Source organism: Clostridium sp. CM042 (genome assembly GCF_055080995.1).
This window is the reverse complement of sequence record NZ_CM143646.1, coordinates 1,004,875-1,027,197: the sequence shown is the minus strand read 5'-3', so window position 1 is coordinate 1,027,197 and position 22,323 is coordinate 1,004,875. Positions and strand designations below refer to the sequence as shown.

15 protein-coding genes are annotated in these 22,323 nt (G+C 33.5%); 11 read left to right on the top strand and 4 right to left on the bottom strand.

All coding sequences use genetic code 11. From position 1 onward, the window contains the following. Positions 1-115: 115 nt before the first annotated feature. The 3 genes from ACWJJ7_RS04830 to ACWJJ7_RS04820 all read right to left on the bottom strand — a co-directional run bounded on the left by ACWJJ7_RS04830 (position 116) and on the right by ACWJJ7_RS04820 (position 7,075). A complete protein-coding gene (locus ACWJJ7_RS04830) occupies positions 116-1,552 on the bottom strand; it encodes a glutamate synthase subunit beta (RefSeq protein ID WP_462964180.1) in 1,437 nt (478 codons plus the stop codon). A gap of 63 nt (positions 1,553-1,615) precedes the next feature. Further along, positions 1,616-6,136, bottom strand: coding sequence for a glutamate synthase large subunit (gltB, locus tag ACWJJ7_RS04825; protein WP_462964179.1), 4,521 nt, complete (start codon positions 6,134-6,136; stop codon positions 1,616-1,618). Between the two features lie 222 nt (positions 6,137-6,358). Further along, positions 6,359-7,075, bottom strand: a complete 717-nt coding sequence (locus ACWJJ7_RS04820) for an SGNH/GDSL hydrolase family protein (RefSeq protein ID WP_462964178.1) — start codon at positions 7,073-7,075, stop codon at positions 6,359-6,361. Positions 7,076-7,546: 471 nt separating this feature from the next. Between ACWJJ7_RS04820 and ACWJJ7_RS04815 the strand changes: the two genes are divergently transcribed. The 8 genes from ACWJJ7_RS04815 to ACWJJ7_RS04780 are packed head-to-tail and all read left to right on the top strand — an operon-like array spanning position 7,547 to position 15,299. Continuing rightward, entirely contained in the window at positions 7,547-8,590 is a 1,044-nt protein-coding gene (locus ACWJJ7_RS04815) for an aliphatic sulfonate ABC transporter substrate-binding protein (RefSeq protein WP_462964177.1), read from the top strand. Between the two features lie 14 nt (positions 8,591-8,604). Beyond that, positions 8,605-9,444: an ABC transporter ATP-binding protein gene (locus ACWJJ7_RS04810; RefSeq protein WP_462964176.1), complete on the top strand. Its 840-nt coding sequence runs from the start codon at positions 8,605-8,607 to the stop codon at positions 9,442-9,444. Beyond that, positions 9,374-10,150 carry an ABC transporter permease gene (locus tag ACWJJ7_RS04805; RefSeq protein WP_462964942.1) on the top strand — a complete coding sequence of 259 codons (777 nt, stop codon included), beginning with the start codon at positions 9,374-9,376 and terminating at the stop codon, positions 10,148-10,150. The genes ACWJJ7_RS04810 and ACWJJ7_RS04805 overlap by 71 nt, the downstream gene beginning before the upstream one ends. Positions 10,151-10,179: 29 nt before the next feature. After that, positions 10,180-10,761 carry an adenylyl-sulfate kinase gene (gene cysC / locus ACWJJ7_RS04800; protein WP_462964175.1) on the top strand — a complete coding sequence of 194 codons (582 nt, stop codon included), beginning with the start codon at positions 10,180-10,182 and terminating at the stop codon, positions 10,759-10,761. 14 nt (positions 10,762-10,775) lie between these two features. Beyond that, on the top strand, positions 10,776-12,455 hold the full coding sequence (locus ACWJJ7_RS04795) for an adenylyl-sulfate reductase subunit alpha (RefSeq protein ID WP_462964174.1): 1,680 nt from the start codon (positions 10,776-10,778) through the stop codon (positions 12,453-12,455). Beyond that, positions 12,445-12,759, top strand: a complete 315-nt coding sequence (locus ACWJJ7_RS04790) for a 4Fe-4S dicluster domain-containing protein (RefSeq protein ID WP_462964173.1) — start codon at positions 12,445-12,447, stop codon at positions 12,757-12,759. The genes ACWJJ7_RS04795 and ACWJJ7_RS04790 overlap by 11 nt, the downstream gene beginning before the upstream one ends. Positions 12,760-12,771: 12 nt before the next feature. Next, positions 12,772-13,572: a sulfate adenylyltransferase subunit CysD gene (gene cysD, locus ACWJJ7_RS04785; protein WP_462964172.1), complete on the top strand. Its 801-nt coding sequence runs from the start codon at positions 12,772-12,774 to the stop codon at positions 13,570-13,572. Between the two features lie 17 nt (positions 13,573-13,589). Further along, positions 13,590-15,299 (top strand): sulfate adenylyltransferase subunit 1, encoded by a 1,710-nt coding sequence (locus ACWJJ7_RS04780; RefSeq protein ID WP_462964171.1) that lies wholly within the window; start codon positions 13,590-13,592, stop codon positions 15,297-15,299. Positions 15,300-15,654: 355 nt separating this feature from the next. Here the strand turns inward: ACWJJ7_RS04780 and ACWJJ7_RS04775 are convergent, their stop codons facing one another. Beyond that, positions 15,655-15,981, bottom strand: coding sequence for a DUF3784 domain-containing protein (locus ACWJJ7_RS04775; RefSeq protein WP_462964170.1), 327 nt, complete (start codon positions 15,979-15,981; stop codon positions 15,655-15,657). A gap of 182 nt (positions 15,982-16,163) precedes the next feature. Here ACWJJ7_RS04775 and ACWJJ7_RS04770 point away from each other — a divergent pair, with 182 nt between their 5' ends. The 3 genes from ACWJJ7_RS04770 (at position 16,164) to ACWJJ7_RS04760 (ending at position 22,114) form a co-directional block, all read left to right on the top strand. Then, positions 16,164-16,478, top strand: coding sequence for a hypothetical protein (locus ACWJJ7_RS04770; RefSeq protein ID WP_462964169.1), 315 nt, complete (start codon positions 16,164-16,166; stop codon positions 16,476-16,478). 222 nt (positions 16,479-16,700) lie between these two features. Further along, positions 16,701-18,401, top strand: coding sequence for an ABC-ATPase domain-containing protein (locus ACWJJ7_RS04765; RefSeq protein ID WP_462964168.1), 1,701 nt, complete (start codon positions 16,701-16,703; stop codon positions 18,399-18,401). A gap of 284 nt (positions 18,402-18,685) precedes the next feature. Then, complete coding sequence (locus ACWJJ7_RS04760; protein ID WP_462964167.1) at positions 18,686-22,114, top strand: pyruvate carboxylase; 3,429 nt, start codon at positions 18,686-18,688, stop codon at positions 22,112-22,114. Positions 22,115-22,323: the final 209 nt, after the last annotated feature.

Sequence of the window (22,323 nt, the reverse complement as noted above, 5' to 3'; positions counted from 1 at the left end):
GTTTTCATATAATCTGAATTAAGGGAGACTCAAGATTTTGGGGATTCTCTTAAAGGTTGCAAAATGTAAAAGATAAGCAGAAGGCTGTGTTAAACCTTCTGCTTTTTCTTTTTTATTATCCCCTTAATGAAGTTTCCCCCATTAAATACTTGTCAATATTTTTAGTAACTGCGCGACCTTCATATATTGCCCAAACAACTAATGATTGGCCCTTTTTCATATCTCCAGCTGCAAAAACACCTTTTATTTTAGTCATATAATTATCATCTACAATGACATTTCCGCGATTGTCAAAGTCTAAAGCTAAGTCTGTAAGCATACCTTCATGTTGCGGACGCAAGAAACCCATAGCTAAAATAACCAAGTCAACTTTGAGCTCAAATTCTGACCCTGGTATTTCACTCATTTGTTGCATGCCTTTTTCATTACGTGTCCACTCAACTTTCGATGCATGGAGTGTAGTAACTTTGCCATCTTCACCAGTGAATTTTCTTGTAGTAATATTCCAATCGCGATTACAGCCTTCTTCATGAGAAGTAGTAGTCTTTAGTGTTCTAGGATATGAAGGCCATGGCATTGTATCGTCTCTATCTACAGGGGGCTTTGGCATAATTTCATATTGATATACGCTCTTAGCTCCTTGTCTTATTGCAGTTCCAATACAATCCGAGCCAGTATCTCCGCCTCCTAAAACTAGTACGACTTTGCCTTTAGCATTTATTTCACTAGATTCTATTGTTTTACCTGAAACTCTTCTATTTTGTTGTTTTAGATAATCCATAGCAAAATGTACGCCTTTTAATTCTCTGCCTTCAACTGATAAATCTCTAGGAATTGTACTTCCACCAGTTAAAGCAACTGCATCAAATTCAGATAAAAGAGTGTCTACAGAATAATCAACTCCGACATTTACATTAGTCTCAAAGTTAACACCTGTCTCCTTCATAAAATTCACTCTTCTTTGAACTATGCTTTTATCCAATTTGAAATCTGGTATGCCATATCTCAAAAGTCCACCTATTTCATCGTCCCTTTCAAAAACAGTTACATTATGGCCTACTGAATTAAGTTCAGCTGCCGCCGCAAGGCCAGATGGACCTGAGCCAACTATAGCAACCTTTTTACCAGTCCGTACTCTAGGCTCTAAAGCTTTTGTCCATCCTTGTGAAAATGCTTTTTCTATAATATTTAATTCTATTTCCTTTATTGCAACAGGATCTCCATTAACTCCTAACGTGCATGAACCTTCACAAGGGGCGGGACAAATCCTGCCAGTAAACTCTGGGAAATTATTTGTAAGAGTTAACCTGTTATATGCTTTTTCCCATTTTTCTTTATATACCATGTCATTCCAATCTGGAATTAAGTTTCCTAGAGGGCAACTCCAGTTACAAAAAGGAACACCACATTCCATGCACCTTGCACCTTGCTGACGTAATTTTTCCACTGGAAATTTTATAAATAATTCTTTAGAGTCCTTAATTCTATCCTTTATAGGACGTTTATTTGCAGTTTCTCTTTTGAATTCTTTGAAACCATGCAATTTCCCCAAATTTAACACCTCCAAAAATTGAAAACTGAGAACCGTCCCAAAAGAGAGACAGTTCTATAGCTTCTATTTACCTTCTAATATTGCTTTGTAAGCGGTTGGTATTACTCTTTTGAACTTTAATTTGTATTCATTCCAGCTATTTAGAATTTTACTTGCTTTATGGCTGTTAGTCGCTTCAAAATGTTCTTTTATTATTGAATGGAGTTGTAATAAATCTGGTTCTGAAGTTATTAATTCTACTTCAATCATTTCCATATTACATTTTGATTTTAAGGTTTCATCTTCGTCGATAACGTATGCTATACCACCGCTCATTCCAGCTGCAAAGTTTCTGCCTGTTTTCCCTATAATAACTACAATTCCACCTGTCATATACTCACAACCGTGGTCTCCAATTCCTTCAACTACAGCTTGGGCTCCTGAATTTCTTACTGCGAAGCGTTCGCCTACTAGTCCATTTATAAATAACTTACCAGAAGTTGCTCCATAAAGAATTGTATTACCTGCGATGAAGTTTTCATCTTGAATAAAACTGCAATTTTCTGGTGTCTTTACAATTATTTTAGCACCCGATAAGCCCTTGCCAACATAGTCATTTGCATCTCCTACTAATCTTAATGTTAATCCATTAGCACCAAAGGCTCCAAAACTTTGACCTGCTGCTCCAACAAAATTTAATGTTATTGTATCGTCTGGTAATCCAGCAGCACCATATTTCATAGCAATTCTTCCACTTAACATTGCACCAACAGAACGATTAACATTTTCAATTTCTAAATTAGAGATGCTTTTCATTCCATTTTCTAGGGATGTTTTTGCCATTTCAATAAGCTTGAAATCTAAAGAATTATCTAATCCGTGATCTTGAGATATTACACAGTAACGCTTAATTCTTTTGGGCATATCAGGTTTATATAGAATATTTGATAAATCTAGTTCCTTTGCTTTCCAGTGGTCTATAGCCTTTTTCTGATTAATTTTATCTACTCTACCTATCATTTCATTCATAGTTCTAAAACCAAGTCTCGCCATATGCTCTCTTATTTCCTTGGCAATAAATGTAAAGAAATTTACCACGTATTCAGGTTTTCCCTTGAAATTCTTACGAAGTTCTGGATCTTGCGTTGCGATGCCCATATCACAAGTATTCAAATGACAATTTCTTAGCATAGTACAACCGAGTACTACAAGAGCTGTAGTTGCAAATCCAAATTCTTCTGCTCCAAGAAGTGCTGCGATAACAACATCACGGCCTGTTTTAAGCTGACCATCAGTTTGAACTGTTACTCTGCTTCTTAAATTATTTAAAAGCAATACCTGTTGGGTTTCAGCAAGTCCAAGCTCCCAAGGTAACCCCGCATGTTTTATTGAAGAAAGTGGGGAAGCACCTGTTCCTCCATCATGACCACTTATTACTATAGCATCTGAATGTGCTTTAACAACTCCAGCGGCTATGGTACCAACACCCAATTCTGAAACCAATTTTGTACTTATCCGGGCCCCAGGGTTTACACTCTTTAGATCATAAATAAGCTGAGCTAAATCTTCAATAGAATATATATCGTGATGAGGTGGTGGGGATATTAAATCAATCCCAGGGGTTGAATGCCTTAGCCTAGCTATATTTGCATCAACTTTTTTGCCGGGTAGTTGGCCGCCTTCACCAGGTTTTGCTCCTTGAGCTATTTTTATTTGCAATTCATCTGCATTTACAAGATATTCAGCAGTTACACCAAATCTACCAGAAGCTATCTGTTTAATTGCACTTCTTCTTAAATCACCATTTTCATCAACTTTGAATCTTTCAGCATCCTCTCCGCCTTCACCAGTGTTACTCTTTCCACCGAGCCTATTCATAGCAATAGCCATAGTTTCATGGGCTTCCTTGCTGATGGACCCAAATGACATTGCACCTGAGCAAAATCTTTTTACAATTTCACTAACTGGTTCAACACTTTCTATTGGAATTCCGTTTCCATAATTAAGTTCAAATAAACCTCTAATTGTACATAAGTTCTTGTCCTGCTCATTTATCACTTTCGCATATTCTTTATATAAATTATAATCATTTGATTTTGTAGCAACTTGAAGTTTAAAGATTGTATCCGGGTTAAATAAGTGGTATTCTCCACCTTTTCTCCAAGAATATGATCCTCCTACATCAAGTTCAGCTATAGGTTTTCTTAACTTGTTGAAAGCATTTTTATGTCTAATTAATACTTCCCTTGCTACGGTATCTACACCGATTCCGCCAATTCTAGAAGGAGTTCCACCAAAATATTTTTTGAGTAAATCAGAACTTAAGCCAACTGCATCAAAAATTTGTGCTCCGTGATAACTCTGTATAGTTGAAATTCCCATTTTTGATAATATTTTCAGAAGTCCTTGTGATATTGCATGTATATAGTTTTCATGGGCTTTTTCTATAGAAACATTTTCAATATCGCCCTCATTTATAATATTATCAATGGACTTAAATGCAAGATATGGATTAACACCTGTTGCACCATAGCCAATTAATAAGGCAAAATGCATTGTTTCTCTTGCTTCTCCTGTTTCGACTATAATAGAAACAGAAGTTCTGGTCTTTTCACGAGTTAAGTGCTGCTGAACAGCAGATAATGCAAGTAAGCTTGGGATTGCAGCATCATAAGAATCTACTGATTTATCACTAAGAACGATAATATTATAGCCTTCTTCAATTCTTGCAGATGCTCTTTCGCAAAGTTTATCAAGGGCATCTTTAAAACCTTCAATTCCAGTGTCCGCTTTAAAAGTTATGGGAATTGTTGTAGTTTTAAAAGCATTATCTTTTAAGTTTTTAATCTTAGCTACTTCTAAATTAGTTAAGATAGGTCTATTTATTTCTATAAATGGATTATCATTAAGATCTTGATTTAAAACATTATATTGAGATCCTACATAGTTCATAAGTGACATTACCATTTTTTCTCTAATTGAATCTATTGGTGGATTGGTAACCTGAGCAAAAAGTTGCTTGAAATAAGCAAATAAGAGCTGAGGCCTATTAGATAATACAGCAAGTGGTGTATCATTTCCCATAGAACCAATTGGTTCTTTACCATCTCTTGCCATAGGAGATAGTATAATCCTTAAATCTTCTAGTGAATAGCCAAAGGCTTGTTGCCTTTCCTTTAAAATATCTTTATCTATTTTAACGTCATCAATTACAGCATCAAAATCTTTTAGGTAAAGTTTGTTTTTTAAAATCATTTCACCATAAGGCTTGTTTGTGCAAACTGTTTTTTTTACTTCTTCATCTTTAATTATTCTACCTTCATTTGTATCAATTAAAAACATTTTTCCTGGTTGAAGTTTGCCTTTTTCTTCAATATTTTCTGGTTTAAACTTAAGTACTCCAGCTTCAGATGCAAGAACAGCAAAGCCATCCTTTGTTATTACATATCTTGCGGGCCGAAGTCCATTTCTATCAAGTGTTGCACCTATTCGAATACCATCTGTAAATGCAACAACAGCAGGACCGTCCCAAGGTTCAATTAACGAACCATGGTACTCATAAAAAGATTTTTTATAATCTTCCATATCATTATTTGACATCCAAACTTCAGGAATCAACATCATTATGCTATGAGGTAGAGATCTTCCATCCATTTTTAAAAGTTCTAACATATTATCCAGGGAAGCTGAATCGCTACCATTAGGGTTAATAATTGGAAATAATTTCTTTAAGTTTTTTCCGAATACATTAGACTTTAAAACTCCTTCGCGAGCATTCATCCAGTTTCTATTTCCTCTAATTGTATTTATTTCGCCATTATGGGCCAAATATCTAAAGGGCTGTGCTAAATCCCAAGTTGGAAAGGTGTTTGTACTATATCTTTGATGAACAAGGCAAAGCGCACTCTTAAAATTTATATCCTGTAAATCAATGTAAAATCCTTTTATTTGGTCGGCAAGTAAAAGTCCCTTGTAAACAATTGTTCTGCTAGAAAGACTGCAGATATAGAAATATTCTGTGCTTCTATTAACCAATTTGATTACTTCTCTTTCTGCTCTTTTTCTTATAATATAAAGTCTTCTTTCAAATTCTTCTTGAAGCTGCTCGTCTGTTAGAGCCTCATCTTTTAAATTTGATCCTAAAAAAATCTGTCTAATTATTGGTTCTGTTCCTTTGGCCGTGTCTCCAATGTTTCTATTATCTATAGGAACGGATCTCCAACCTAATATTTTTTGTCCTTCTTCTTCTGCAATTCTTTCAAATATTCCTTCGCATTGAAATCTTAAGGCCGGTTCCTTTGGTAGAAATATCATTCCTACGGCGTATTTTCCTATCATTGGTAATTCCAGGCCTAGGTTGTCACAGCTAATCCTAAAAAATTCATCAGGAATTTGTAACAGGATACCTGCACCATCTCCAGTTTTAGGATCTGCGCCCACTGCACCTCTATGTGTTAAATTCACAAGAACCTTTAGTCCTTTTTTTATAATACCGTTGGTTTTCTCACCTCTGATATTCGCTACAAAGCCAACGCCACAATTATCTTTTTCAAAAGCAGGATCGTACAATCCTTGCTGTTCAGGATAACCAATGCTATTATTCACAATATTACCCCCTTTTTATTTTATAAATGAATTATATAAATTGTACCATGATTTTATGAATATGCAAGTTCCATTTTAAAAAAAATCATATTTAACAAATTATACTTAATAAATTGTATTCAAAAAATAACAAAAGCAACAAAAATTGAAAGTTAATTTCCAATTTTTGTTGCTAAGGAATTGTATGCTTTAAGGTATGCTATTGTGAGAGTTTCGACGATTTTAATGTTGTAATAGAAAATTGTAGTTTTCTTTTAAAAATTTTAATATAACATTTGCTATTAATGATTGACCTTCGATATTTGGATGTATCCCATCTTTGCATAAAAATTGACTGTAGTTGCTGTATTTTAAAAACTCTGCGCGTACATCTATCAGCACAGTGCTAGTTTCATCGGCCACCTCGGTGATCATTTTACTATATGAATTATGCCAGTTAAAAAGTCTATCCTTTGTGCCTAACCACTGTAAGATATTTTTTTCAGAGGTAGAATCTTCTTTTGTTATCCATTTAAAATATTTTAAAGGGTCTAGTGGTGGCAGCGTCATAAGTATAGGGAATATGTGATTAGTTTTCAATGTGTCTATCATTGTAAGTAGTGTTTCACGAAAAGTAAAAATATCAGTATTTGGGCTGTATTCCATATCAGGATTTTTAGCGATATCATTCCAGTTATAGTCACAGTCATTTCCACCAAATTCTATTAAAACTACATCAGGAGATTTTTTGATGACATCATTATACATCTTACGTGCGCCTCTCATAATAGTACTACCAAATTTACCAGCATTGTATACTGGTCCTTTTATTTTATTTTCAATGATGCTAGTAAAGTTTTCTTTTAAAGTTGCGTATTTAGATCTTTCATCATCATAAATGATTCCCTTTGTAATAGAATCACCAAATGCTATAAAAATATAACTATCTTTTATTTCCATAATATACCTCCATGAAATTAAATTATAAATTGATTCAGCTAATTGATTTATATATATAAATAATATATCACATGAGTATAAACGATGCAATATATAGTTATTAAAACTATGTATTGTACAAAAACTTTGATAGCAATTAAATTATCACCTGCACAGCTTCGAAGAAGATGTATTAACAACTTCAGAAGGAGATTTCCATTCCTACTGAAGTTTTCTATTTGTTATAGTATGTATCTTCTTTGTTATAATATGTATCTAATTTGTCTCCCTCCACTTAAAGAAGTGGGAGACTTTTTAATAAAACATAGTAATCCTATTGACATTATAAGGAATGGAATATATACTTATATAAAATGTAAGTTGGGAGGATGATTTAGGTGATATTCAAAAAAATATTATCATTAAATAATCACCTGCGGTGCTACACATCTTCGAAGAAGATGAATTGACGACTTAAAAAGGAGAGTTAAAATGAAAAATTCAAAGAGTTTTAAATTTTCAATGGTATTATTCGTAGGTATTTTAATACTCGGGGGATTAGCAGGATGCTCATCTAAAAAAGTAGAAAATGATAATGTTAATGTTAGAGTTGGATATTTTCCAAACATAACTCATTCACAAGCTCTTGTAGGGCGCGCACAGGAAAGTTTTCAAAAGGCCGTCGGTGAAAAAAACAAGATAGATTGGAAATTATTTAATGCAGGGCCAGCAGAAATAGAAGCACTTTTTGCAGAAGATATTGATATAGCATATATAGGACCTGGTCCAGCTATTAATGGATATGCAAAATCCAAAGGCGACATTCAGATTATTGCAGGGGCAACTGACGCAGGAGCAATATTTATATCTAAAAAAGGAACAGTTATTAAGAATCTAAAAGATTTAAGTGGCAAGAAAATCGCAGTTCCACAGTTTGGTAATACACAAGATTTAATACTTCGAAATATATTATCTGTGAATGGGCTTAAAGACACAACAAAGGGTGGAACCGTGGAAGTAAGGCAAGCAGCAAATGCGGATATTTTATCTCTGATGCAAAAAGGGGATATAGATGCAGCCTTAGTGCCAGAACCATGGGGTTCAAGATTTATTAAAGAGGCGAAAGCAAATATTATTTTAGATTATAAAGATATATTTAGAAAAGGAAAATATACTACTGCTGTAGTAGTTGTTAGAACTGAATTTTTAAAGCAGCATCCACAAATTGTTGAAAATTTTATAAGAAATCATGTAGAAGTAACTGATTATATTAATAAAAATCCAGATAAGGCTAAGAAAATAGTAAATAAACAAATTACTGAATTAACTAAAAAAGGAATACCAAATGATGTTTTAGATGCTGCTTTTAAGAGATTAACAATTACAAATAATCCGGAAAAAGACTCAGTAATTGATTTTGTTAAATATTCACTCCATTCAGGCTTCTTAAAATTAGAACCAGATACTAAGGAGTTGTTTAATCTTAGTATTTTGAATAAAGTTTTAAAAGAAAAAGGGCAAGATCAAATCAAATAAAAGAGGTGATAAATTTGAGTCTTATTGTTAAGGGCGTAAGCAAAGAATTTGTTTCAAAACATAAAAAAACAAGCACACTTGAAAATTTTAATTTAGAGATAAAAAAGGGCGACTTCGTATGTATACTAGGACCGTCTGGTTGCGGGAAATCTACACTACTAAATATTTTGGCAGGACTTGAAAAGGCCACTAAGGGCGTGGTTATACTTAATGGTAATGAGATAGCTGGGCCGGGACCAGATAGGACAGTGATGTTTCAGGAAGCCGCATTATTTCCATGGCTTAAGGTAATTGATAACGTAGAGTTTGGAATGAAAATGGCAGGTGTGACTAAGGAAGTTAGATACGAGAAGGCACTACATTATTTGAAAATGGTTCATCTTTCAAAGTTCCAGAATTCCTACGTTTATGAGCTATCAGGGGGAATGAAGCAGAGAGTAGCACTCGCTCGCGCACTATCTCTTGACTGCGAAATACTTTTAATGGATGAACCTTTTGCGGCTCTTGATAGTCAGACTAAAATGATGTTACAACAAGAATTGCAACGGATTTGGGTAAATACCAAAAAAACCATCATTTTTATTACTCACAACGCAGAAGAGGCAGTTTATTTGGCCAATAGAGTTGTAGTGATGGCAGCAAATCCAGGTAGAATAAAGCAGGAATTTATTATAGAGCTTGCAAGGCCTAGACAGATGGAAAGTTGTGATATTGCTTATTACACATCTAAAATAATGAAAGCATTAAAAGAGGAGGTGGAGAAGGTTGCAAAAGCAGAATACGATGGTGATTGGAATATTGAAGAAAATTCTGTTCTATATTCTTCTAATACTAATATGGGAGGGGATTTATAAACTAGGAGTTGATATTCTAAGAATTTGGAGGCCTTTTACTTTTCCATCACCTATAGATGTTTTTGGGACTTTGGCAGTTCTAATAAAAGATAACACAATAGGGATAGCCATTGTTGCAAGTTTAAAGAGAATACTAGTGGGATACTTTATTTCAGTAGTAATAGGAGTTACTCTTGGGCTCACAATTGCTAAATTTAAATATTTAGGAGAGAACCTAGGCCCATTAATTTTAGGCCTTCAGACATTACCGAGTATTTGCTGGTTGCCATTTGCAATTTTATGGTTTGGACTTAGTGAGAGTTCGATTATTTTTGTAATTGCAATTGGTTCCGCATTTGCGGTGGCTATATCAGTTAAGTATGCAATAAAAAATGTTAATCCCTTATATATAAGAGCTGCAAGAACGATGGGAGCTAAGGGTAGTAAGATCTATACTCAGGTAATCCTGCCGGCAGCGTTGCCGGATATAGTTAGTGGATTAAAACAGGGATGGTCCTTTGCATGGAGGGCTCTAATGGCGGGGGAAATGCTTTCGTCTACAAAGGGGCTCGGTCAAGTACTAATGGTAGGAAGAGATTTAGCAGACATTAGCCAAGTTGTAGCGGTAATGATAGTAATAATAATTCTTGGGTTATTAGTTGATAAACTTGTTTTTTCAAGATTAGAGAAAAATATGAGACATATTTGGGGTCTTGATAGGGCCTAGTTTTTTAAAATTGATGGAGGTGAAGGTAAATGAGTACAGAAAATCTTACCTGGCATGATACGTTTGTAAGTCGCAGGCATAGAGAAACTACACTTACACAAAAATCTAAGTTATTATGGTTTACTGGGTTATCAGGTTCTGGTAAGTCTACAGTGGCGAACGCTTTAGAGATAAAATTAAATGAAGGTGGTAAGGCAACTTATCTATTAGATGGTGATAATATTCGCCTTGGCATAAATTCAGATCTTGGATTTTCTGTGCAAGATAGAAATGAAAATATACGGCGAGTTAGTGAAATTGGGAAGCTATTTGTAGATGCAGGACTAATAACTATTGCTTGTTTTATATCCCCACTTAAAGTAAACCGTGAAATGGTAAGAGCCGCTCTTGGTGAAGATTTCATTGAAATATTTGTAGACTGTCCACTTGGCGAATGTGAGAAAAGAGATCCTAAAAATTTATATAAAAAGGCAAGACTAGGTGAAATTAAAGAATTTACAGGAATATCATCACCTTACGAAAAACCAGAAAATCCAGAAGTTGTTATAAATACAAAAGAGCAAAATATAGATCAATGTGTAGATGAAATATTAGATTATTTAAAGCTATAGTTTAGGAGGTTACGATGAAGCTAGAAACGAAAACTTTGGTAGCAGATATATTAGTTGTTGGTGGAGGCACAGCTGGATGTTATGCAGCACTTACTTTAACTAAGCAAGAAGGCATAAGCATTATAGTAGTAGACAAAGCTAATATAAAAAGAAGCGGATGTCTAGCGGCAGGAGTCAATGCAATCAATGCCTATATTAATAAAGGATATACCCCGGTCGACTTCGTAGATTATGTTAAAAAGGAAGCAGAGGGAATAATAAGGGAAGATCTGGTATATTCTATTGCGAAAAATTTAAATAAGGTTACAAAAAATATGGAAAGCCTAGGGCTTACAATATTAAAGGATTCACAGGGTCAATATGTTACTCGTGGAAAAAGAAGTATTAAAATCAATGGGGAAAATATAAAACCTCTTCTTGCAAATGAGGTTAATTCAAAGAAAAACATAAAGGTTTTAAACAAGGTAAATATAATAGATTACATTGTTAAAGATGAAGTTGTTATAGGTGCTTATGGCTTCCATATAGAAGAAAATATTTTTTATGTTATATATGCAAAGGCAGTTATTTGCAGCACCGGTGGAGCTTCAGGCCTTTATAAACCTAATAATCCTGGATTTTCTAAACATAAGATGTGGTATTCACCTTTTAATACCGGAGCAGGTTATGCAATGGGAATAAGAGCAGGGGCTGAGATGACATCTTTTGAAATGAGGTTTATTGCGCTTAGATGTAAGGACACCATAGCACCTACAGGCACTGTGGCTCAAGGTATTGGTGCTATGCAAATTAATGCCTACGATACGGAGTATGTACAAAGCTATGGTAGACCTTTAACTATTACACGATTATTTGCAACTGTAGAGGAAAATAAAAAAGGCTTAGGACCTTGTTATTTGAAAACTAAGGGCATTTCAAAGGGAGTAGAAGTAGAACTTTATAAGGCATATCTTAATATGGCTCCAGCACAGACTTTAAAATGGATTGAAGATGGCTTGGGGCCTAGTACAGAAAATTTGGAGATAGAAGGTACAGAACCTTATATAGTAGGTGGTCACTCTGTAAGCGGTTATTGGGTGGATACAAAACGGGCTACTACTATCCCAGGATTATATGCAGCTGGGGATGTGGCAGGGGGAAGCCCTAAAAAATATGTAACTGGTTGTTTTGTCGAAGGTGAAATTGCAGCTGATGCCGCAACGGAGTTTATAAAAAACAAGAAAAATAAGTTAATAGAGGAAGAGAGAATTTTCTCTAAAGCTAAATTCTTAGAAACTTTTCTTGAAGATAATGATAGTTTGTTTTCTATAAATGGCGTTGAAGAGGCTATGCAAAAGGTAATGGATGAATATGCAGGTGGTATATCTAAAAACTATGTTTTTAATTCTTCAAAATTGCGAATTGCGAGTGGCAAAATAGATGAGCTTTTAGTGCTTTCAAAGGATTTGAGGGCCAAGGATATGAGAGAGCTTTTGCAAATATTTGAAGTCATAGATAGGTTATATGTTTGCAAAGTTTTAATAGTTCATCTTCTAAAAAGGAAAGAAACCCGCTGGAAATGCTATGGAGAGAATGCAGATTATCCCCATAAAGATGATGGTTTACTTAAATATGTCAACACAATATATAAAAATGGAAAGGTCAAAGTTGTTTTTAGAAATTTAATAAAGCGAGATGAAGTTTATGAGCATTAAAATAGATCCACAAAAATGTGTGGGTTGCGGAAAATGTATGGACGTTTGCCCGGGAAATCTTATATTTAAAAAGAATGACTCAAAAGCCTTTATAAAATATCCGCAGGAGTGTTGGGGATGTTGTGGATGCGTTAAAGAATGCCCTGCTGCGGCTATAAATTATTATCTTGGAGCAGATATTGGAGGCAAAGGAACTTACTTAAACACAAAAAAAGAAAAAAATCTTCTCCATTGGCACATATTTAAACCAAATAGTGAAGAAATCATTATTACAACAAATGAAACAGAGGCTAACAAATATTAGGGAGGTAAAATTATGGATCATTTAGATACATTAGAAGCAGAAAGTATTTTTATATTAAGAGAATCCTATAAAAAATTAGGTAGACTTGGAATGTTATGGTCAATTGGAAAGGATTCAACAGTACTGTTGTGGCTCGCTAAGAAGGCTTTTTTTGGACATTGTCCTTTCCCTTTTATTCATGTAGATACCAAACATAAAATACCTGCAATGATTGAATATAGAGACAAAATTGCTAAAGAGTTTAATCTTGACCTTATAGTACACACAAATGAGGAAGCTATAAAGAATGGTATGGGGCCACATTGTGGAAGACTTAATTGCTGCAAGGCACTAAAAACAGATGGCCTTCAACAGGTGGTTACAAAGTATGAATTTGATGGATTAATTCTAGGAATTAGAAGTGATGAGGAAGGTTCGCGGTCAAAGGAAAGAGTATTTAGTGAAAGAAATAAGGATTCAGAATGGGATTATACTAATCAAGCACCAGAACTTTGGGACCAATTTAAAACTGATTTTCCAAAGGGCAATCATATTAGAGTTCATCCAATACTTCATTGGAGTGAAATTGACATATGGGCTTATATACAGAGAGAAAAAATACCAATTATAGATTTGTATTTTGCTAAAGACGGCAAAAGATATAGAAGTCTTGGTTGCGCTGAGTGTACTGGTAAGATAGATTCTACGGCTACGACTATTGATGAAATTATTGAAGAATTAAAAAACACTACAACAGGTGAACGCGCAGGTAGAGCTCAAGATCAAGAGGATGCTTACGCAATGCAAAAACTTCGTAAAGATGGGTATATGTAAGGGAGGGTTTATTACAAATGGAAAATACAAGAGAAGTATTAAGAATAGTTACGGTAGGACACGTAGATCACGGCAAGTCTACAGTAATTGGAAGATTGCTTTATGATACAAAATCATTGCCAGAAGGTGCAATAGACAGAGTTAAAAAAATTGCTAAAGAAAAAGGTAAACCATTTGAATATGCATATCTATTAGATGCTTTTGAAGAAGAACAAAAACAAGGGATAACAATCGATACAACTTCTCTTCAATTTCATACGGATATGCGGGATTATGTAATTATAGATGCTCCAGGACATGTAGAATTTCTTAAAAACATGATCACAGGGGCAGCTAGCGCTGAAGCTGCACTTTTAATAATTGATGCGGAAGAAGGAATTCAAGAACAATCTAAAAGACATGGTTATATACTTTCTCTTTTAGGGATTAAGCAGGTGTGCGTTGTAGTTAATAAAATGGATCTTATTGGTTATAGCCAGGAAAAGTTTAATGTTATAAAAAATGAAATGAATGCTTTTTTAAATAATCTAAATGTACACCCTATGAGTTATATTCCTATATCAGCATTTTACGGTGAAAATTTAACTTCAAAATCCGATAAATTATCTTGGTATAAGGGAGAAACTGTGCTTGAAGCATTAGATTTATTTACCCAAGAAACAGGCCTCGAAGCAAAACCTCTAAGATTACCTATACAAGACGTATACAAGTTTGACAATAGGAGAATAATTGCAGGAAGAGTAGAGGCAGGTACACTTAATATTGGAGATGAGATTCTTATTTCACCAGAAAATAAAACTACAAAAGTTAAGACTATTGAATATTTTGTAGAAAAAGACAATGTAAAAACTGTAAGTGCAGGTATGTCTGTAGGTATTACTTTTGAAGATGAATTTTTTAATAAAAGAGGAGAAATAATCTCCCATAAAAAAAATACACCTATTATTTCCAATCTTTTTAAGACCAATATATTTTGGATGGGGAAAAACAATTTTGTAAAAGGTAGGAAATATAAGATAAAGCTTGTAACTCAAGAAGTGGAATGTGAAATTGTATCATTTAATAAAGTTATAGATGCAACTACCTTAGCTACTTACGAAAATGCACTTGAGGCAAAAACTAATGATGTAGCTGAAGTTACTATAAAAACAAAGGAAAATATATGTTTTGATAAATTTTCAGATAACCAAAACACTGGTAGATTTGTAATAGTGGATGGTTATGATGTAAGTGGTGGTGGAATTATTTCAGGCGCTATTGAGCATGATGAAGTAACGGTGACTAGCTTTATTAAAGATGAAATAAGCCTTCCAATAAATTGTTTTGATGAATATTATTATGATATTAAAACATTGGAAGTTAAAAAGAACTTGTCAAAGGTTGCGCAATATAATATTTGCGATAATGTACCTTTCCTTGGAGAAAGTTATGATTTTAAAGAAAGCTTCGATGTAATAGCATTAAATGCTAGCATTGTTGCTAAAATAAGAGCTGGTAAGTTAATGGATGTTATCTCAATATATAAGTATTCTTATGAGGACGTAGTCACTATTAATGAAAATGGTTTTGGTATTAATATAGGCTCTAATAAAGATTTATTGGATTATATCGCTGATTATGAAAAAGGTATTAACGATATTTTTGCAAATAAATGGCTTGATTTTACTAAATATAGAACTATAAAGTTTAGAGATATTGTAGAAGAAATAGTAGAATACGAGATTTAAAATAAGGGTTTGAAACGTGAAATTTGATTAAGAAATTCTAGTGTTTCTGCGCTTATTATTTCAAGCCACTGACCCAAAAATTTATTTGTATGTAGCTCTTGCGCGACCGTGAAACGAAATGGTCTGGCGGCTAACCTTGAATTCTTAAAATGTTTTTATGCGCAAAAAAAAATATATATTACGTATAATGCATTGAAGCGAGCTTTAGAACCTCTTATTTCATTTTTAATTAAGATGCGTTAAGAAAAACATATGTTTGAGCGACACAGCGAATTTATGTTTTTTAGCAGATTAATTAAAAATAAAATTAGTAGTTCTTAGAGAAGTGAATGCATTAATAGTAATATATACTTTTTTATTTTTTATTACACTTTTGGCAATATATAACCAAGATAATGCTACCCACAACAACTACAGAAAAAAAAGCCCATGCTGCATAACTAATAATATTTTTAACAGCATTTTTAATAGCATATTGGGCAATAAAGGACATAATGCCCATAAGAAACGCAATAATTAATAGAAATATTCCTACCGCACGACAAACTTTCTTTATATCACAATTCGCTTTTTCTTCTTTACTCATAGTATTGTAACCTGCAACCATCCAACTACCTTTTCCGTAGATAAGAGCAATACCCATAATTAAAAAAAGAAGTATCGTTATCCAAAGAATAATCATAATTACGTCCTCCTTTATCAAAATATTTTATAACTGTGCCCTTATTCAATTATACTAAAATATACAATAAAATGTTATATAAATAGGAAATTATGTTATAATTAATCAGTAAAGTTAATTCATAATTGTAGATTATGGTGAAGAATTAACTTAATCAAAAGAATGACTTTAAGATAACTAACGTGGACTGGGATGCTGAAGCGAAAAACTGGACCGATAACACTAAAAATAATATGTATGATATTAAATTTCAAATATTAGATGGTACGGATTTAAAAGAGATAAAATCTTCCAAATCTACTTATACTATGAAAATTGATTCTACTGTTGATAAGGGTGAAGTAAAAATCAAGATTTATAATGATAAAAAAATATTGTTTGAAAAAAATGGAACTACGAATAAAACTATAACGGTTTCAAATGAGGATAGTGAAAATGTAAAGATTGAAATTACAGGAAAAAAGGCTGAAAGCCATATTAAAATTAAATTAACATAAAAATATTATTCATTACAAAATATGCTTATGGGTTTGAACGTTTCATAAGTGAATAATATTCATAAAATATGGAATAAAGGGACCTCATTGGGGTTCCTTTATTAACACATCAAATAAATAGGAAGAATACCTACTCCATAAACTTATGGAATAAGAAAAGGTAGTGTTAATTGTGATGCTAATATGTATGCTATTATATCAAAAGAATAAGGGGAGAGTTAAATGAAAAGTTCAGAAATGTTAAAAAAAGAACTAGCTAGAATTGATGGGAAAAGTTATAGGTTGTACAAGGAGTTAGAGGGAGAGTATGATTTTGGGGATTTTGCGCTTTGTATAGATCATGTTCAAGGCGATCCTTTTGCATCACCATCAAGAGTTAGGGTAATAGTAAATCAGAAGGTTGCTGAATTTCCAAAGGAGACTTTTGATAATAAAATCAAAAATATTGCAGTAGCAGATTACTTAACAAGAGAATTTTATTTTAATATAAATAAGTGCTCTCAAAAAGTTTTTGGATCTGGGAAGAGCGGATTAATAGCTATAAGCAAATGTCCACAAGAGATACTAAACAGAACTTCAATAATTATAGATGAGGATAAAATAGAAGCAAGATTTTATGTTGGATTTCCAGCAAGGGGACGAAGTGTTTTATCAAGAGAACTTGAGAAAATTTTATATAATGTTATACCAAATATTGTAGAGAAAACTTTAATATATAAAAATATTAATAGTGAAAAATTAATAAGCAGAGTAATGCTAGTAGAAGATCAAGAACATATAAGAAGGTCGCTGGAAAGTAGAGGACTAGTCGCATTTGTAGCTAATGGATCAATGCTGCCTAGAGAAAGCGGCATATCTACAAAAGCATTAAGAGGTGGCAAAGTATTTGTTTCACCAAAGGAATTAGAAGTAGAGTTTAACACAAAGAGTAGTGGCAAAATTTGCGGTATGGGTATTAAAAAGGGTATAACGCTTATAGTAGGTGGAGGATATCATGGTAAATCTACATTATTAAAAGCAATAGAACTTGGAGTTTATAATCATATTGAAGGTGATGGTCGCGAGCTTGTTATAACAGATGAATCAGCTTTAAAAGTAAGGGCAGAGGATAATAGATGCATCACTAAAACGGATATATCACTATTTATAAGTAACTTACCTAATGGGAAAGATACTGTAGAATTCTGCACGGAGAATGCAAGCGGTAGTACATCACAAGCAGCGAGTATCATTGAAGGGATAGAAAGCAGTGCTAAGGTACTTTTAATAGATGAAGATACTTCGGCTACTAATTTCATGATGAGAGATGATTTAATGCAAAAATTAGTTTGCACAGAAAAGGAGCCAATCACACCGTTTATTGAAATAGTAGGACCTTTATATAACCAAAAAGGTATTTCAACAATAATGGTAGTAGGAAGTAGCGGAGATTTCTTTGATATAGCAGATTCTGTAGTGCAATTGGATAATTATGAGGCCAAGGACGTCACAAGAGAGGCTAAAAAGATAAGTATTGGTAATATTACAAAAAGAATTAAGAAAAGAAATTTAAAAATAGATATCGCATTTAACAGAGTAGTTAAAGAGGGAACTATTGCGCAGGGAGAAAAAGGCGTTAAAATAAAAACAATAGGACTCGATATATTATGTATAAACAGAGATGATATAGATTTAAGAGCTGTAGAGCAAATAGTTGATAGTGAACAAGTAAATGCTATAGGCACAATTATGAAATGGGCAGAGGTAAATATTATGAATAAGGGATTAAGTTTTGAAAGTATGGTTGATGATATAATTTGTAAAATAGAGAAAAATGGGTTAATATCCATGGATAAATTAAAAGGTGGAAGTGGAAACTTAGCCATGGCGCGAAAGCAAGAAATAATGGCAGCATATAATAGATACAGAAACTTAAAAATATAAAAAATTGATGCGGATAATTCTGCAATCCGTTTAGTAACATCATGGGCTACAAATGAAGACGCTGTTAAGTCATTTATTGAAGTATTAAGATTAGTTAATATTTAGATTAGGATGGAGATAACTTACAGGTGTCATCTGTAAGTAATTGAGTGGATAGGGGAGAATATTGCAATATAATATTTATTTTATTGCATTTTTTTTGAAAATCCTGTATTCTTATGAATAATAAAAGGAATTTTAAATTATAGATTAAGGATTAAAGGCTAAAACAGGGGGTAACAAACGTGAAAAAATTTAAACGAGTACTAGTAGCAAACAGAGGCGAAATTGCTATAAGAATTTTTAGAGCTTGTAATGAACTTGGAATTCGTACGGTAGCAATTTATTCAAATGAAGATAAATATTCACTTTTTAAAACTAAGGCAGATGAGGCTTATTTAATTGGAAAAAGCAGAAGTCCTGTTGAGGCATATCTAAATATTGAGGAGATAATCAGCATTGCACTTAAAAAAGGTGTAGATGCAATTCATCCAGGGTATGGATTCTTATCAGAGAACCCTGAATTTGCGAAAAAGTGTGCCAAAGCCGGTATTGAATTTATTGGACCTACAGCGGAAATGATGGATAAGCTGGGTGACAAGATTAAATGCAAAATTGTGGCAAAATCACTAGGAGTTCCTACGATACCTGGTTATGAAAAAGAAATTGAAACAGTAGACATTGCAAAGAAACTCGCAGGGAAATGTGGATATCCTGTTATGTTAAAGGCAGTTGCTGGTGGCGGCGGACGAGGCATGAGAATTGTAAGAAATGAAGGCGAATTAGCTTCTGCTTATAGAAGCGCTAAAAGTGAAGCAAAGAAAGCTTTTGGTATTGATCATTTATTTATAGAAAAATATTTTGAAAAGTCTAAACATATAGAAGTACAGGTTCTTGGAGACAAGTTTGGTAATATTGTTCATTTATTTGAAAGAGATTGTTCTATTCAAAGAAGACATCAAAAGGTTGTAGAGTACACCCCCGCTTTTTCAATATCAGAAGAAAAAAGAAATGAAATCTGCAATGATGCCTTAAAAATAGCTAAATCAGTAAGTTATAGAAGTGCTGGAACTTTGGAGTTCTTAGTAGATACTAATGGAAATCATTATTTTATAGAAATGAACCCTAGAATTCAAGTTGAGCATACCGTTACAGAAATGGTAACAGGTATTGATATAGTTCAAAGCCAAATACTTATAGCAGAAGATTACGCTTTAAATTCCTCTAAAATAGGAATTTCGTCTCAAGAAGATGTTGTGCTTCGCGGATATTCTATTCAGTGCAGGATAACAACAGAGGATCCTTCAAATAATTTTTCGCCGGATACTGGGAAAATAGAAGAATATAGAACAGGTTCTGGCTTTGGAATAAGGCTAGATGGTGGTAATGGGTTTGCTGGGGCGGTAATTAGCCCTTACTATGATAGTCTTTTGGTAAAAAACATATCATGGTCTAGAACTTTTCAAGATGCTATAAGGAAATCTATAAGAGCCGTGGAGGAAACTAGAATTACAGGAGTAAGGACTAATATAGGTTTTCTAATTAATGTATTAAATCATCCTACTTTTTTGAGGGGCGAATGTAATACAAATTTTATTGAAGAAAATCCAGAATTAATATCCATTGCACCTAAGGAAGATGAAGAAGGTAGAGTGCTAAAATTCATTGGAGATAAAATGGTGAATGAAGTAAGTGGCATTAAAAAGCTTTATGATGTGCCGGTAGTTCCTAAAATCATAATGCCGAATAAACTTAGTGGGACAAAACAGATTTTAGATATGCAGGGTACAGAGGGTCTTTTAAAATGGATTAAAAATCAAAATAAATTACTATTAACAGACACCACAATGAGAGATGCTCATCAATCTTTAATGGCAACTAGAATGCGAACAAAGGATATGTTAAAGATAGCAAGTGCTACCTCTGTTTATGGAGGAGATTTGTTTTCTCTTGAGATGTGGGGAGGAGCTACTTTTGATGTAGCATATCGCTTTTTAAATGAATCTCCTTGGGAAAGATTAACAGAACTACGATCGAAAATTCCTAATGTGCTTTTCCAGATGCTGTTACGTGGAGCAAATGCGGTAGGCTATAAGAATTATCCGGATAATATAATTCGTGAATTTATTAAAGAATCTGCAGCTACAGGCATTGATGTTTTTAGAATTTTCGATTCTCTAAATTGGTTAAAAGGAATGGAAGTTTCAATAGATGAAGTTATTAAAAGTGGTAAGGTTGCAGAAGCTTGTATTTGTTACACAGGAGACATCTTAAATGATAAAAAAGATAAATATAATTTGGATTATTATATTAAGCTAGCAAAGGAAATTGAGAAAACAGGAGCTCATATTTTAGGAATAAAAGATATGTCAGCACTGCTTAAACCTCATGCTGCGTTTAAGCTAATAAGTGCACTAAAGCAAGAAGTAGGAATGCCTATTCATCTTCATACCCATGATACTACAGGAAATGGAGTTGCTACAGTTTTGATGGCGGCTCAAGCAGGCGTTGACATTGTAGATACTGCTTTTAACAGTATGTCAGGGCTTACAAGTCAACCAGCTTTAAACTCAGTTGTTGCAGCGCTTAAGAATACCGACAGGGATACTGGGATAGAACTCAAAGGAATTCAGGAAATTTCAGATTATTGGGATGCAGTAAGACCAGTTTATGACCAATTTAAATCAGAGTTGAATTCTGGTTCCGCTGAAATTTATCGATATGAAATTCCAGGAGGTCAATACTCTAATCTTAAACCACAAGTAGAAAGTTTTGGACTTTCACATAAATTTAATGAAATTAAAGAAATGTACAAAGAAGTAAATGAAATGGTAGGGGATATTGTAAAGGTAACTCCATCCTCTAAGATGGTTGGAGACTTTGCAATATTTATGGTTCAAAATGACCTTACACCAGAAAATATATATGAAAAAGCAACCAATATGTCTTTCCCAGATTCAGTTGTATCATACTTTAAAGGAATGATGGGTCAACCAATGGGAGGATTTCCAGAAAAACTTCAGATATTAGTTTTAAAGGGTGAGAAACCAATTACATGTAGACCGGGTGAATTACTTCCTGATGAGGATTTTAGCAAGATAGAGAAACATTTAATAGAGAAATTTAATATTGCTCCAGATAAAAAAGATATATTAAGCTATTCATTATACCCTGAGGTATTCGATGGCTACATAAAATATGTTAAGGAGTTTGGAGATTTAAGTAGAATCGGAAGTGATGTGTATTTCCACGGGCTCAATGAGGGTGAAACCTGCGAAGTCGAAATTGCTGATGGGAAAACTTATATGATAAAGTTGCTTCACATTGGTAGATTGGATTTAGAAGGTAACAAAGTTCTTGTTTTCGAGGTGGATGGAAATAGACGCGAAATAAAAATAAAAGATAGAAACAATAAAGCGTTGCAAGATTTCCAAGGACCACAAATGGCAGATTCATCAAATCCTTTAGAAATCGGAGCACCTATACCAGGAACTGTTTTAGCCATTCTTGTAGCAGAAGGAGATACAGTAACTGAAAATCAACCATTAATGACAGTGGAGGCTATGAAGATGGAGACAAGGGTAAGCACCAGTGTAACAGGTGTGGTTGAGTCAATTAATGTTATAGAAGGACAACAGGTAAAGGCTGGAGAACTTTTAATAAATTTAAAATAGCTTAGAAAAATTAGCAAATAAAATTCAAATAAGAGTAAGAAAAACACTAAAGTTATTAAGCCTTAGTGTTTTTCCTATTCTTATTTTTTTGTTGATTAGAGTTTAATCCGCAGCAAACTAATTTATGTACTTTAGGAAAATATTTACATAAAAGATGATATTGGTTATTGTGGTCGAATATAGATTATAAGACATGAGTTAATATGATG

What these genes read in the sequence shown, in the direction of transcription:
- ACWJJ7_RS04815 (WP_462964177.1), top strand. Translation starts at nt 7,547, where the DNA reads ATGAAAAATTCAAAGAGTTTTAAATTTTCAATGGTATTATTCGTAGGT.
- cysC (WP_462964175.1), top strand. Translation starts at nt 10,180, where the DNA reads ATGAGTACAGAAAATCTTACCTGGCATGATACGTTTGTAAGTCGCAGG.
- ACWJJ7_RS04820 (WP_462964178.1), bottom strand. Translation starts at nt 7,075, where the DNA reads ATGGAAATAAAAGATAGTTATATTTTTATAGCATTTGGTGATTCTATT.
- ACWJJ7_RS04795 (WP_462964174.1), top strand. Translation starts at nt 10,776, where the DNA reads ATGAAGCTAGAAACGAAAACTTTGGTAGCAGATATATTAGTTGTTGGT.
- ACWJJ7_RS04775 (WP_462964170.1), bottom strand. Translation starts at nt 15,981, where the DNA reads ATGATTATTCTTTGGATAACGATACTTCTTTTTTTAATTATGGGTATT.
- ACWJJ7_RS04780 (WP_462964171.1), top strand. Translation starts at nt 13,590, where the DNA reads ATGGAAAATACAAGAGAAGTATTAAGAATAGTTACGGTAGGACACGTA.
- ACWJJ7_RS04765 (WP_462964168.1), top strand. Translation starts at nt 16,701, where the DNA reads ATGAAAAGTTCAGAAATGTTAAAAAAAGAACTAGCTAGAATTGATGGG.
- ACWJJ7_RS04790 (WP_462964173.1), top strand. Translation starts at nt 12,445, where the DNA reads ATGAGCATTAAAATAGATCCACAAAAATGTGTGGGTTGCGGAAAATGT.
- ACWJJ7_RS04805 (WP_462964942.1), top strand. Translation starts at nt 9,374, where the DNA reads ATGGTGATTGGAATATTGAAGAAAATTCTGTTCTATATTCTTCTAATA.
- cysD (WP_462964172.1), top strand. Translation starts at nt 12,772, where the DNA reads ATGGATCATTTAGATACATTAGAAGCAGAAAGTATTTTTATATTAAGA.